Below are 14,220 nucleotides of genomic sequence, written 5' to 3' on the forward strand. Positions count from 1 at the left end.
ATGGATAAAGTAAAACTAAAACAAGCTCGTCAAAACAAAGACGCAGTATTAAATGCATTTGTTTGGGCAGCGGCAGCGCTGACGGTAGGCTTCCTGTTCTGGATTATCTGGTACATTCTTTCTAACGGTCTACAGCATGTAAACTGGAGCTTTATCACTGGTAACTATACTCGTACCGGTGATTCGCAAGGTATCTTCCCAATGATTGTTTCGACAATCTATATGGTTATTGCCTCTATCGCAGTGGCAGCGCCACTGGGTATCATGACGGCCATCTATCTTACTGAGTACGCGAAAGTAGGCAGTAAGCTGGTTAAAATCATCCGATTCTGTACTGAATCTTTGGCGGGTATTCCGTCGATTATCTTCGGTTTGTTTGGTATGACGTTCTTCGTGGTCATCCTTGGTTTTGGCTTCTCGATTCTGTCAGGTGCACTAACGCTAAGTATTCTGATCCTACCGGTAATTATCCGTACGACAGAAGAAGCATTGATGGCAGTACCGCAAACTTACCGTGAAGGTTCTTACGGTCTGGGCGCATCTAAAATCTACACAATCTGGCGTCTTATCTTGCCGAGCGCAATGCCAGGTATCTTAACTTCGGTCATTCTTAGTATTGGTCGTGTAATCGGTGAGTCGGCGCCGGTATTCCTAACCGCAGGTATGGTAGCTCGTATTCCAGACTCGCTAATGGATTCAGGTCGTACGCTAACGGTTCACCTATATAAACTCACAACGGAACTGTTCACGATTGAAGAGTGGAACCAAGCTTACGGCACAGCGACGGTATTGATTGTAGTAGTACTACTGATCAACATGGTAACTAAGCTTATCGCTAGCCGCTTCAACACAGCAACGTACTAATTGAGAACAATCTTGTCCCAGACTCGGCCAGAGCATAAAGAGCTGAGATCAAGAACAACGACAAGATGACACGACAAAGAATTTAGAGATTAAGAAAATGAACAAGTTTAACATCGAAAATCTAGACCTATTTTACGGCGACAACCAAGCACTTAAATCAATAAACCTACCGATTCCAACGCGTCAAGTAACCGCGCTAATCGGTCCATCAGGTTGTGGTAAGTCAACACTTCTTCGCTGTTTGAACCGCATGAACGATCTTATCGAAGGCGTTAAAATTACCGGTTTGCTAGAAATGGATGGTACGGATATCTACGGCAACATCGACGTTGCAGACCTACGTATCAAAGTAGGTATGGTATTCCAGAAGCCAAACCCATTCCCAATGAGCATCTACGAGAACGTGGCTTACGGTCTTCGTGCACAAGGCATCAAAGACAAGAAGCACATTGACGAAGTAGTAGAGAGCTCGCTTCGCGGTGCAGCACTTTGGGACGAAGTTAAAGATCGTTTGAAGTCACACGCATTTGGTTTGTCTGGTGGTCAGCAGCAGCGTCTATGTATCGCTCGTACGATTGCAATGCAGCCTGACGTTATCCTGATGGATGAACCAACGTCTGCACTTGACCCAATTGCGACACACAAAATCGAAGAGCTGATGGAAGAGCTTAAAAAAGACTACACCATCGTTATTGTAACGCACTCAATGCAGCAAGCTCGTCGTATTTCAGACCGCACTGCATTCTTCCTAATGGGAGAGCTAGTAGAGCATAACGACACTCAGGTTATCTTCTCAAACCCAAGCGATGACCGTACCCAAGGTTATGTAAACGGTGACTTCGGTTAATGTCGGTTTTGATAGCAAGCGTTTGAACACAATTCCAATTATCGCACGATTCATTTTGAATCAGAGAGTTAGCGAGTGACAGAATTTACTGGCATATCACTATAATTATAAGCGATGGTACTATTGCCCCTCCTAGTGAGGGGCTTTTTTTGTCTGCGGGAGCGGAAACTATTGGTAGGGTTAATCAGCGGTTAGATTAGTTCTGAAATAGAAAAACGCAGCTCTCCAAGTACTCCAGCATGTCTTCTCTGGATAGTGATTGGTCGGCTTTATGGCCGGTAATTAAGCCATAAACGATGGAGTAGTTTTTCTCATTATGAGCAATATTTTCTTGCGAGAAGTAGTCTGAGATTAAGGTACTGAGCTGAAAAACATCGCTACGATCTAACGTATCGGCGTCTTCACTTTTCGCGAGTGCTTCCTCAGAAAGGTGACTGAGTTTAGTCGTTAGCCATTTGATAAGTTGCGAGTCTTCTACGGTACTCTGATATTCAATTTCCACAGCGTTAATCCGAAAATGAGTGAATGCTCTAATGCTAGGAAACTTTTGTCATACTTGCTATAGGAGAAAAGTCGCATCTATCGAACTTAGCGATTGAAGTCACATTGATGTCCCGGCAATTACAAAGAAAGTCCTCAAACTATGGGGTAATACTTTTTCTACAACACCTATTTTAGGCTTAAGCGTTTCATCAATCGGTGAAGGTTACCAGGGTTCACGTCAAGCTGGCGAGCTGTCGCGCTGAGGTTCCTGTCATTATCCAAATACGCTGACTGTATATACTCGATTTGAAAGTGATCGATCGCTTCTTTCAAACTCTTTGCTTTGATTGTATGTGCTTGAAGTGTTGTTTCACCTTCAATGTTTGGTTCTGCTGGTGACGTGGAAGTCTCGTGATCTAGGGTAAGGTGGCGACTGCCAATTGCAACATGCGATGACCGGCTTTGAGCTCTAGCAATAACCGCCGCACGATTAATAGCGTGTTCAAGTTCTCGAACATTACCCGGCCATGAGTAACCTTTGAGCACAGAGAGTGCGTTGGGCTCTAAGCTGATACTTGAAACTTTGAGTTTGTACTGACAGCGCTCTGCGAAAAAACCAGCAAGTAATACAACGTCATTACCGCGCTCTTTCACCGTAGGTACGAAGATAGGGAAGACACTCAGGCGGTGATACAAATCTGCTCGAAAACGCCCTGCTTTGACTTCTTCGTGCATGACTCTATTGGTGGCAGCCACGATCCGAACATCAACCTTGATATTGCGATCATCACCGACACGCTGAATATCACCATATTGTAGCGCCCGAAGCAGTTTTGCTTGAAGAGCCATAGAAAGTTCACCAATTTCATCTAAGAAAAGGGTACCACCATTGGCGAGTTCGAACTTACCTTTACGATTGCTGATTGCACCTGTAAACGAACCTTTTATATGTCCAAAGAGTTCACTTTCCGCGACAGATTCAGGAAGCGCAGCACAGTTTAGGTAGACAAAGGGTTTATCTGCTCGTTCGGACTGAGAGAAAATAGAGTGCGCCACTAGCTCTTTACCTGTACCCGTTTCTCCAACAATCAGTACAGATAAGTCGGTGGCAGCAACGGCTTCAATTTGGCTTTTAAGGGAGAGCATTGGGGCAGAGTTGCCGATGATGTCGTTGGGCTCTTTTATCGGGCTTACCGAAGGGCTACTAGAGCTGATTCCACCGGAGCGTTCCAGTTTATCAACCAGAAGTGCGGTATGAAGACTGTTAGCCGCCAAAGCACTTAGTATTCGCAAATCTTTGTCTGATGTTGCATCAAACTGCTCAGGGTTGAATGCGTCAATTGTGATAGCACCTATAAGGTTGTCTTGGAGCAAAAGTGGCAACCCCACGCATGAGTGCACCTCTAGGTTTCCTTCGTGATTAGGGATAAGACCGTCGTATGGGTCCACCAAGTCACTATCTGAAGGAAACCGAACAATATCACCAGCGCGTGCGATGGCCTCAAAACGTGGGTGCTTATCAATTGCAAAGCGTCGTCCTAGAACATCAGCACTCAGGCCATCAATGGCTAATGGTACAAATGATTTACCGTCAAACTTAAGCAAAGCTGCAGCATCACTTTTCAACACGCTGCGAATGGTTTCTAGCAAGCGGTCAAACCTATCTTGTTGTGAAATACCGGACGTAATATCAAGCGCTATTTGTAGCCAGGCAGACCTAAACTGTCCCATAGAAAACCTCTAATTATTGTCATAAATACAATTGTTTTATCTCAATGATAATACGACGCTTTTGTCATTTTGATAAGAACTGCAATCAATGTGTGCATGATATACGATTGAAATATAGATAACTGTCTTAAATTCAGATGGTTAAGTTAACTTTAGCGGGAACCGTCATGTTGAGCATAAATTGGCACAGTAGATGCAAAAAATAGTAATGAATATCATTTGTATGTCACTGTAAAAGAGGAAACCATGATATGAATCAACTTCATTTAGAGAATGTACTCAATGAGGCGAATGCTGAGCTATTTGCGATCGTCAGTAAAGGCGAGGTACACGAAAGCTCTGCGCCGCATCAGTTCATTGTGAATATCGTGCGCCGTTTAGTGACGAGTTTCTTTCATAAAGTATTAAAGAGGTCATTGCTATGAGTCATCAACGTATTCCTGCAAACTGGACAATCCAGCGCTCTACCCCTTTCTTTACTAAAGAAAATGTCCCTCAGGCACTGTTATCTCATCACAACACTGCAGAGGGCGTATTTGGGCAGCTGTGCGTAATGGAAGGGACGGTTACCTATTTCGGATTTGCAGATTCGCAGTCAGAAGTGCCTGAAGTTAAAGTCGTGATCGAGGCGGGGCAATTTGCTACAAGCCCTCCACAATACTGGCATCGAATCGAAATGTCGGACGATGCGCAATTCAATATCAACTTCTGGTCTGATAAAGACAAATCAGATCAAGCTATGTTTCATAGTCGCTAGAAGCCATCGTGCTTTGTGGATGTTGACTGGTTTTTGAGAATCACTATTACGACCCGCATTCGCAGTTAGGCTCCACAAGTTGGAGCCTTTTTTTGCTTTGTTGTTTGTCATAATGACAATTCATTGTCTTATGAACAATTGAAGTATGTTGTTCATAAGACAAAGTTAACAGTGTGTATTGAGTTTTATATATTAAAAACAATAGGTTAAAAATATTTTCAAAGTTGGCATGCACAATGCAAAAGGAAGGACAACTCACTAGAATACAAAACACAGACATAGGTAGTAGTATGACTATTCACGTAAAAAACAACATTCATTGGGTAGGTCAACGTGACTGGGAAGTGCAAGATTTTCACGGAACAGAATACAAAATGACAAAAGGTACAAGCTACAACAGCTACCTCATTCGTGAAGAAAAGACTGTCTTGATTGATACCGTCGATCACAGGTTCAGCCAGCAGTTTCTACAGAACCTAGAGCTAGAGATCGACCTTAGCTCTATCGATTATATTATCGTGAATCACGCAGAAGAGGATCACTCTGGCGCGCTCGCTGCGCTGATGGAGCGTATTCCCGGAACACCAATCTACTGTACAGAGGCTGCGATCGATTCAATCGTTGGTCACCATCACCATCCAGAATGGAACTTTAAAACTGTGAAAACGGGTGATTCCCTTGATATTGGTAATGGGAAGCAACTTGTTTTTGTAGAAGCGCCAATGCTTCACTGGCCCGATAGTATGATGACCTACTTGACGGGGGATGCCGTCCTATTCAGTAACGACGCATTTGGTCAGCACTATTGCGATGAAAGACTATTCAACGATGAAGTCGATCAAGCTGAATTGTATGAACAATGCTTGCGATACTACTCAAATATATTGACGCCGTTCAGTAATTTAGTCATCGCGAAAATTAAAGAAGTCCTGAGCTTTAACTTGCCAGTCGATATGATCGCAACCTCTCACGGTATTGTGTGGCGTGAGAATCCAGTTCAGATCATCGAGAAATATCTCGAGTGGGCAGATAACTATAAAGAGAATCGCATTACGATCTTTTACGACACTATGTCTAACAACACTCGAATGATGGCCGATGCGATTGCGCAAGGTATTCATGACGTCGATCCGAGTGTGGCCGTGAAGGTGTTTAACGTTTCCCGTCAGGATAAAAACGAAATCCTTGCCAATGTATTCCGATCTAAGGGAGTACTTGTCGGTTCATCAACCATGAATAATGTGATGATGCCTAAAATTGCAGGCATGCTGGAAGAGATCACTGGGCTGAGATTTAAGGATAAGCGAGCGGCTGCATTCGGTAGCTACGGTTGGAATGGTGGAGCCGTAGATCGAATCCACACTAGGTTGACTGACGCGGGTTTCGAGACGACCGCAAGCATGAAGGTAAAATGGCGACCAGACGGCAAAGCGATGCGCGAATGCAAAACGTATGGACAAGAGATAGCTAAAGCGTGGTCTGTTGGACAAACAAACTTGCGTCCACTGGAACAGGCGCCACTTCAATATCAAGAGCCGGTGAGCACTCAGGCCAATGAGCAAGGACCAATAGGCTCAGAAGTGTTACCTGAACCTGTGAACGCTTCTGAGCATGGTGCAAATTGCCAATGCATGATTTGTAGTGTTTGCAATTGGGTTTACGATCCGGAACTTGGCGAACCCAACCAAGGCGTAGAGCCAGGTACAGCGTGGGCAGATGTGCCGGATTACTTCTTGTGTCCGGAATGTAACCTTGGAAAAGACGTTTTCGTTCCTCACAACCTGTAGGCTGCAGTATGAAACTATTTGATATTGTCATTATTGGCAGTGGCTTTGCCGCATACCAGCTAATAAAATCGGTGCGTCGTCTGGACCAAGACCAAACCATCGCTGTGATTACCCAAGACGAAGGGCATGAATACAATAAACCGGACCTGAGTCATGTTTTTTCAAAGCAGCAAACGGCATCAGATCTGGTGGTGAAAACAGCAGGCGAGTTTGCTTCGGAATTCAACGTTACTCTGTTTGCGCAAAGTAAAGTGGAAGATATCGATGTCTATGACCGTGTTGTTAAAACGGCTGTGGAGAAGATTCAGTACCATAAGTTGGTATTGGCGACCGGTGCCTCACCGTTTATTCCTCCTTTCACAGGGAATGCCGAAACAGATGTCATTACCCATAATTCTCTGAATGAATACCAGCAGAAACAAACTCGCTGGAATGATGCACAAAGTGTGTTGGTTCTTGGCGGTGGGTTAATAGGGGTAGAGTTAGCAATGGATTTAGCTGATTCGGGAAAAGAGGTAACTCTAGTTGAACCTGCAAATCGCTTAATGACTGCACAATTGCCCGAGTTTGTGGAGGCAAAACTACGCAATGCAATGGAGGCTAAGTCAATCAACATCTACACAGGTTTGTGTATGGATGAAGTGTCACACCGATCAACAGAGAAGCTGGTCAAGCTCAGTAATGGCGAAACGTTAAAAGTCGATGAAGTGACCGTATGCGCAGGTCTACGTCCAAATGTTCAATTGGCAACGAAAGCTCAACTGTCTGTGAACAGAGGCATCATTGTTGATGAGTACTTAGCAACCTCTCAGCCAGACATTTATGCATTGGGAGATTGTGCGGAGATATATGGAATGGTTCGAGCCTACTTACAGCCCATTGTTGTTAGCGCTACGGCACTTGCGAAAACGCTAACGTCTTCGCCCACCAAAGTACTACTCCCTAACATGCTGACCAAAGTAAAAACGCCAGCTTACCCAATACAGTTATCTGGCGTATTAACGGGCGAGGATGTGACACGCTGGTCTTACGACGTAACTCGATCGGGCATTGTAGCGAAATCCTATAATGCTGATGACAAGCTGATTGGGTTTGTTACGACGGAGCAAAGGATCCAAGAGTCATTCCCGCTGCTCAGAGAACTTTGATATGTAGAGCTTTGGATTACTTGGGAAGCGTTCAAAGCATATAATCAAAACAGAGGTCAACGAATCAGATTCGTTGACCTCTTTTTTACTGTATTTTCAGGAAAATTAAGCTGCTGCTGGTACTCTCAATGGTTTGTCATTAATTGGTAAATGGATCAAGGCTGCCACAAATGCGAGAACCACCGTTGACCACCAAATTGGTTCGTAAGAGCCGTAGTAGTCATAAATACGACCGCCAGCCCAAGCGCCCAAGAAGCTGCCGACTTGATGGGTAAAGAAGACCAAGCCATACAGAGTCGATAGATAGCGCGCACCAAAGATCTGACGAACAAGGCCCGAAGTTAATGGCACCGTACCCAACCAGCAGAAGCCAATGGCTCCACCAAAAAGAGCGGCGGTATGCTCGGTAACCGGCATAGTCACAAATGCTGCGATCACCACCGTTCTAAACAGATACAACATCGACATCACATGGCGCTTGCTGAATTTGTCACCCATCAAACCCCAGAAATAAGAGCCAAAGATATTAAAGATACCCACATAAGCCAGTGCTAGTGCAGCGCTGCTTGCTGGAAGGTTCTTATCCGCTAGATAACTCGGTAAGTGCGTAGCGATAAACATGACATGGAAACCACACACGAAAAAGCCGGCATGGATCAGCCAGTAGCCTTTGTGATTAAACGCTTCTTTTAACGCTTCTTTCAGTGTTAACTCGTTTGCTTCTACTTGAGTAGAAGCTGTTTTTCCTTGGCGTGACGACTTCATGAATAACGAAAATGCGATCATTAAGGTACAAAGCACAGCAAAGCCCTGTAGGGCACCCTGCCAACCCATGTCTTCTAGCATTAGCTGCGCGCCAGGAATCATTGCGAACATACCAAAAGACCCAGCTGCGGTGGTTAAGCCGAATGCTTTCGCTGCGTGCTCTGCTGGTACTACTTTGGCGACGGCGCCAAGCACAATAACGTAGCTAGTTGCACTGAGACCTAAGCCAACCAATGCGCCCAGTGAGAAGTAAAGAACTGAGGCTTCCGTTGTAATCGACGTCAGATAGAGTCCTACTGCATAGGCGATGGCGCCGAGCAGAATAATGCGTTTTGAGCCCCATTTGTCTGCAGCCATGCCCACGAACGGCTGGAATAAACCGAACAGTAAGTTTTGCAGCGCAATCGCAAAACTGAAGAACTCACGTCCCGTTTGAAAGTGATCAGAGATTGGCATCATGAAAATACCAAAAGACTGACGAATACCCAGACTAACGATCAGGATACCAATGCCCAGCCATACAAGGGCTGGAAAGCGGAAAATACTCATTGTAATGACGCTCTAATGATGGTGGTGTTGATGATGAGAATGATCCATGGGATCAGATGGGTTCTGTTGGTGACACCCACTGTTAATCGCTTGCTGTGCCAGCAAGTCTAATAATTTTGGTGAGTGATGTACCGCCAACAGAGTCACTGCCAGTAAAAGCGACATCCTCATTAGCTGAGCAAAAATGGATTGTGAAAACATAACGCCCAAAAGTGAAATAAAAAGAGCGCGCAGTGTAATGATCAACGGGGTATGACTCAAATGACATTTAGTGAATCCATCTATGCATTTTATGCATGTTTTGGATAGCGCTAAATTATGTGGGTACAGTTTGCTTTTTAGAGCGTATATAATCGCCCCGATAGTTAATAAAGGTATAACAATAATGAAGTATGACTGGATCTTATTTGATGCCGACGAGACGTTATTCCACTTCGATTCATTCGGTGGAATGAGACTTATGTTCGAGCGTTTTGGCGTTGACTTTACACGTGAAGACTACGACGCCTATCAGTTGGTCAACAAGCCACTTTGGGTCGATTACCAAGATGGCAAAATCACTGCGGATCAACTAAAGCAGATTCGCTTTGAAGGTTGGGCGGCTAAGCTTGGCATCACCCCGTTAGAGATGAACTCTGCGTTTTTGGAAGCTATGGCTGATATCTGCACTTTGCTTCCGGGTGCCAAAGAGCTGCTTGATGCGATCTCAGGTAGAGCTAAGCTGGGCATTATCACTAATGGTTTTACCGAGCTACAGGCTATTCGTCTCGAGCGTACTGGCTTAACAGATTATTTCGAGCATGTGGTTATTTCAGAGCAGGTCGGCATAGCAAAGCCAGACTTGGGAATTTTCGATCATGCGCACCAACTTATGGGGTTGCCTTGTAAATCGAAAGTGCTGATGGTGGGGGACAACCCGCACTCTGATGTTTTGGGTGGGATTAACTTTGGCGTTGAAACTTGTTGGCTTAACACACAAGGTGCTGCGGCCCCTGAGGGGATTACGCCTAATTATGAAGTTAACTCTCTGACACAGTTGAAAAATGTATTGATCGCTTAAAGTATAAATGCCCTAACGTCAGTAACAGTTTGTTTGATTTTGTAAACTCTGATGTGCACTTTCCCCCATATTAGGTACTTATAAATTGCAGATTCAAACAGTTGTTCTGTATAAATTTGTACTTTCATTTAGTACGATATACTGAAACTTCGGCCTGGCCGAGTAGTAAACGACAGTCCCGAGTTTCAGTACCATGTCCAGCAAGAACCTCCCTACCTTACAGCAATTTATCGATGCACTTGATGACCATATCTGGGTCAAGGATGCTGACGGTGAATATATTGCGGTCAATGAAGCCAGCGAAATAGCTTGGCAGCGCCATCGAAACGATATTTACGGCAAAACCGATGACGATCTGTTTGATGCTGAGAGGGCAAGGCACTTCAAACAAGTTGATGATCAAATCATTTCTCATGGTTCTCAGCATACCGTTGAGGAGTGTGCCGCGCTTGATAAGCGCGGAAATGAAGTTTGGCTAGAAACGGTTAAATCGCCTATTCATAATGAGAGTGGGGAGTTCGTGGGCATTATAGGCATGACCCGAAATGCGACTCGTCGCAAGCAAGTAGAGGCCAGGCTATCGATCACCAGCGAGATTTTTAATAACTTCCAAGAAGGCATGATGATCACAGATCACAATGCCAGAATCATGGATGTGAATCGCGCTTTCACGGTACTGACTGGATATCAAGAATCGGAAGTCATTGGTGAGAACCCGCGTTTCTTGCAGTCAGGCCATCATAGCCGGACATTCTATACCAGCATGTGGGATCAACTAAAAGAAAACGGTCAATGGAAAGGAGAGTTCATTAACCGTAAGAAGGATGGGACGGTGTATCCGCAAATGGCGACGATAAGCGCTATTACAGGTGATCACGGCGACTTGCTTCATTATATCTGCGTGTTTGAAGATATCTCTCTACGTAAAACCAATGAAGAAAAGCTGCGCCGCATGGCTTTTTTTGATCCACTGACCAATCTCCCGAATCGAGCTCACCTAACCCGACTATTGGAGCAGCACATCGAGGTGGGTAAACAAGAGCGTCAACCCTTCGCAACCCTGTTTCTCGACCTCGATCATTTCAAGCACATCAATGATAGCAAAGGGCACCATTATGGCGATAAGCTGCTCGCCAGTGTCGCGAAGCGCCTCTCTTCGCACCAAAATGGTAACGGAGCTGTGGGTCGAATTGGTGGTGATGAGTTTGTGATGATTTTGACGGGGTACCGCTCTGAGGCGGAGCTTCTCAATATTGTCGATCAGACCTTAAGTGTTTTTAATGCGCCATTTGAAATAGAGCAAGACGACCACATTTGCGTGTCTGGAAGCATTGGTATTGCGCTATATCCTGATGACGGAAGTGACAGCGAAACCTTACTGAAAAACGCCGACACGGCAATGTACCTTGCCAAGAAGAATGGACGCAATGGCTATGCATTCTATTCCCCGGATCTGACGGATAGGTCGGTACAACATGTGCGTATTCAGTCCGCTTTACACGAAGCGGTAGACCGCCAACAGTTATCCCTAGCGTATCAACCTCAGTACCGTTTTTCAGACCGTTCTCTAATTGGGGGCGAGGCATTACTGCGTTGGGAGCACCCCGATCTCGGCTGGATACCGCCAAGTGTGTTTATTCCCATTGCTGAGAAAACGGGCCTGATTCAAAGTATCGGTGCCTGGGTGCTCCGTGCGGCTTGTGAGCAAGGCAAGCGATGGCTTGATTCTGGCGTTAGTTTTGGAAAAATCGCCGTTAATGCTTCGGCATTACAGTTGCAGCGCTCCGACTTCGTGAGTCAACTGGTGGAGATTACACAACAAACTGGTTTTCCGACATCGCAACTAGAAATAGAAATTACCGAAAGCTTCTTACTTAGAAACCAGCAACACGCATTCGCAACCCTAGGTCAATTGCGGGAACTGGGGATAGATATCTCGCTCGATGATTTTGGGACCGGGTATTCATCACTCTCTTACTTGAAAGGACTTCCGATCAACAAACTCAAAATTGATCGCTCTTTTATCAACGATGTCCCTAGCCAGGCCGACAGCAATGCGATAGTTCAAGCGATTATTGCGATGGCGAAGGCGTTAGATTTGGTTGTGGTTGCGGAAGGGGTTGAAGATCACCAGCAGGTCGAATTTTTAATGGAACATGGCTGTCAGTTTGGACAAGGATATGTATTTTCGAAGCCACTCGATCCGATAGAGTTTGTAGGGCTCATTTGTAATTAGAAATAGTTCTTATTTCTTCTCTCTTCTCAAGTAAATAGCTCAATATTTGCACTGTTTGACGTACAGGTGCGTAAGCACTCTGTGCGCCTCGTGAAGTACTGAACACAGAGCTAACAAGCTATCAAGTGTTAAACCAACGAACGCGCGCGCTTTGACTGATCGGGTCTCCACTACCTATGCTTTGACAACTATGCAGTCATAATCCTGACCAAACAAGGACGCGTATTATGATCAAACCCGCCACATTCCTGTCTCTTCCACTAGCGTTGGGTTCGCTGGTGTTATCACCATTGGTCGCTGCAGATGAGCGGTTTAAGATAGGTGAACAGAAATCCAAAACCTGCATGACTTGCCATGGCGACAATGGTATTTCCAGCATAGAGTCTTACCCGAATCTTCGCGGGCAAAAGATGGCTTACCTCATTACATCGTTAAAGGCTTATCAAACCAGAGAACGAAGCGGAGGCTTGGCAGTGTTAATGCAGCAACAAGCTGACGCGCTCAGTGATCAAGACATCAGCGATATTGCTTATTACTACTCAAAACTTGGCACAGAAGCCGATAAGCAGTGAAGGAGCCACTATGGACATCACGGCGACTCAATACGACACGAAAGTAGTTCGTTATTTCATTCTGGCCTCGTTCGTCTGGGCTATTGCCGGTATGGTTATTGGCGTCATTCTTGCGGCGCAGTTGTATTGGCCAGTTTTAAACTTCGACTCTCAGTATTTCCAGTTTGGGCGGCTTAGGCCCTTGCACACCTCCGGCGTCATTTACGGTTTTGTCGTCAACATTTTGATGGGGACATCGCTCTATATCGTTCAGCGAACCTGTCAGTGCGTCCTGTTCAATAAAAGCTTATCTTGGATGGTGTTTTGGGGTTGGCAACTCGTTCTGCTTCTTGCACTGATATCCTTGCCTCTCGGCTATACTACGTCTAAAGAGTATGCCGAACTAGAATGGCCGATTGATCTCTTGATCGTGCTGGTTTGGGTGCTGTACGGTGTTTTGTTTTTCGGTACGATCGCCAAACGCAAAGTTCAGCACATCTTCGTCGCTAACTGGTTCTTCGCAGCGTTCATAATCGTCATCGCGATGATCTTTATCGTGAACAACCTTGCGATGCCAGCGTCATTGATGAAGTCCTATTCTGTGTTTGCGGGGGCGCAAGACGCCATTGTTCAATGGTGGTGGGGTCACAATGCAGTAGGCTTTCTCCTCACCGCAGGTGTCATAGGGATGAATTACTACTTCATTCCAAAGGTCGCAGACAGACCCATCTACTCATATAGACTGTCCATCATTCACTTCTGGGGTTTGGTCGGCTTCTACACTTGGGCGGGCACGCATCATCTCATCTATTCTTCGGTACCGGTCTGGGTCCAAAACATAGGTATCGTGATGTCGCTGATCCTCTGGCTTCCCTCATGGGCAGGGGCGTTCAACAGTGCGATGACCTTGCTACAAAATAAGCAGAAGCTCAAAACGGATTACATCATGCTGTTTTTCTTCTCTGCGATTCTCTATTACTGCTTAGCGACCTTTGAAGGGCCACTTCTTGCCATCCGCTGGTTCAACATGATTGCTCATAACAGTGAGTGGGTGATTGGGCATGTTCATTCCGGCGCCTTGGGTTGGGTAGGCATGTCGGGGATAGCGGTTTTTTACTACTTCATACCACGTTTGTGGGGCAAGACAGAGCTATGGTCACCGCGACTCATTAAGTGGCATTTTTGGTTAGCTCACGCAGGCGTTGCCTTGTACGCGATTGCGCTCTGGGTCGCGGGTATTGGTGAAGGCGTTATGTGGCTAGCGCAAGGTGAAAATGGTGAGTTGCAATATAGCTTCGTTGAAGCGATGAACTTTAAAGCACCTTGGCTATTCCTGCGCTTCTTTGGCGGGGCGTTATTCGTGCTTGGCTTGTTCTTGATGGCGCTAAATCTCTACAAAACAGTGCGAGCACCTGCCGCTCTTGTAACTAAGGAGGCGTGAT

The 14,220-nt window shown here is 45.5% G+C and carries 14 protein-coding genes; 10 read left to right on the plus strand and 4 right to left on the minus strand.

Annotated elements, in window-relative coordinates:
* On the plus strand, nucleotides 1-864 hold the full coding sequence (pstA, locus tag AC6I8U_RS22800; RefSeq protein WP_498018641.1) for a phosphate ABC transporter permease PstA: 864 nt from the start codon (nucleotides 1-3) through the stop codon (nucleotides 862-864).
* Nucleotides 865-961: 97 nt separating this feature from the next.
* Entirely contained in the window at nucleotides 962-1,711 is a 750-nt protein-coding gene (gene pstB / locus AC6I8U_RS22805; RefSeq protein WP_239670817.1) for a phosphate ABC transporter ATP-binding protein PstB, read from the plus strand.
* Nucleotides 1,712-1,907: 196 nt separating this feature from the next.
* Here pstB and AC6I8U_RS22810 read toward each other — a convergent pair whose 3' ends face one another.
* A complete protein-coding gene (locus AC6I8U_RS22810; protein WP_498018642.1) occupies nucleotides 1,908-2,213 on the minus strand; it encodes a hypothetical protein in 306 nt (101 codons plus the stop codon).
* 167 nt (nucleotides 2,214-2,380) lie between these two features.
* The gene (norR, locus tag AC6I8U_RS22815; RefSeq protein WP_498018643.1) at nucleotides 2,381-3,925 is read right to left on the minus strand and encodes a nitric oxide reductase transcriptional regulator NorR; all 1,545 of its coding nucleotides are present in this window, start codon (nucleotides 3,923-3,925) and stop codon (nucleotides 2,381-2,383) included.
* Nucleotides 3,926-4,176: 251 nt separating this feature from the next.
* On the opposite strand from norR, the gene AC6I8U_RS22820 reads away from it, so the two are divergent.
* The 4 genes from AC6I8U_RS22820 to norW all read left to right on the plus strand — a co-directional run bounded on the left by AC6I8U_RS22820 (nucleotide 4,177) and on the right by norW (nucleotide 7,617).
* Entirely contained in the window at nucleotides 4,177-4,350 is a 174-nt protein-coding gene (locus AC6I8U_RS22820; protein WP_498018644.1) for a hypothetical protein, read from the plus strand.
* On the plus strand, nucleotides 4,347-4,682 hold the full coding sequence (locus AC6I8U_RS22825) for a TehB family protein (protein ID WP_498018645.1): 336 nt from the start codon (nucleotides 4,347-4,349) through the stop codon (nucleotides 4,680-4,682). Before AC6I8U_RS22820 ends, AC6I8U_RS22825 begins: the two co-directional genes overlap by 4 nt.
* 290 nt (nucleotides 4,683-4,972) lie before the next feature.
* A complete protein-coding gene (gene norV, locus AC6I8U_RS22830; protein ID WP_498018646.1) occupies nucleotides 4,973-6,469 on the plus strand; it encodes an anaerobic nitric oxide reductase flavorubredoxin in 1,497 nt (498 codons plus the stop codon).
* Nucleotides 6,470-6,477: 8 nt separating this feature from the next.
* Entirely contained in the window at nucleotides 6,478-7,617 is a 1,140-nt protein-coding gene (gene norW, locus AC6I8U_RS22835; RefSeq protein WP_498018647.1) for an NADH:flavorubredoxin reductase NorW, read from the plus strand.
* Nucleotides 7,618-7,722: 105 nt separating this feature from the next.
* Here the strand turns inward: norW and AC6I8U_RS22840 are convergent, their stop codons facing one another.
* Both AC6I8U_RS22840 and AC6I8U_RS22845 read right to left on the minus strand, forming a co-directional pair.
* A complete protein-coding gene (locus tag AC6I8U_RS22840; protein ID WP_498018648.1) occupies nucleotides 7,723-8,931 on the minus strand; it encodes an MFS transporter in 1,209 nt (402 codons plus the stop codon).
* A 12-nt stretch (nucleotides 8,932-8,943) separates the two neighbouring features.
* Nucleotides 8,944-9,132, minus strand: coding sequence for a hypothetical protein (locus tag AC6I8U_RS22845; RefSeq protein ID WP_128649017.1), 189 nt, complete (start codon nucleotides 9,130-9,132; stop codon nucleotides 8,944-8,946).
* A gap of 184 nt (nucleotides 9,133-9,316) precedes the next feature.
* Between AC6I8U_RS22845 and yjjG the strand changes: the two genes are divergently transcribed.
* From yjjG to ccoN, 4 genes are all read left to right on the plus strand, one after another.
* The gene (gene yjjG, locus AC6I8U_RS22850) at nucleotides 9,317-9,991 is read left to right on the plus strand and encodes a pyrimidine 5'-nucleotidase (RefSeq protein ID WP_446568163.1); all 675 of its coding nucleotides are present in this window, start codon (nucleotides 9,317-9,319) and stop codon (nucleotides 9,989-9,991) included.
* Between the two features lie 193 nt (nucleotides 9,992-10,184).
* Nucleotides 10,185-12,227, plus strand: a complete 2,043-nt coding sequence (locus AC6I8U_RS22855) for a putative bifunctional diguanylate cyclase/phosphodiesterase (RefSeq protein ID WP_498018649.1) — start codon at nucleotides 10,185-10,187, stop codon at nucleotides 12,225-12,227.
* A 227-nt stretch (nucleotides 12,228-12,454) separates the two neighbouring features.
* On the plus strand, nucleotides 12,455-12,799 hold the full coding sequence (locus AC6I8U_RS22860) for a c-type cytochrome (RefSeq protein ID WP_498018650.1): 345 nt from the start codon (nucleotides 12,455-12,457) through the stop codon (nucleotides 12,797-12,799).
* A gap of 10 nt (nucleotides 12,800-12,809) precedes the next feature.
* Entirely contained in the window at nucleotides 12,810-14,219 is a 1,410-nt protein-coding gene (ccoN, locus tag AC6I8U_RS22865; protein WP_498018651.1) for a cytochrome-c oxidase, cbb3-type subunit I, read from the plus strand.
* Nucleotide 14,220 lies beyond the last annotated feature (1 nt).

Source organism: Vibrio sp. KUL80 (genome assembly GCF_059725495.1).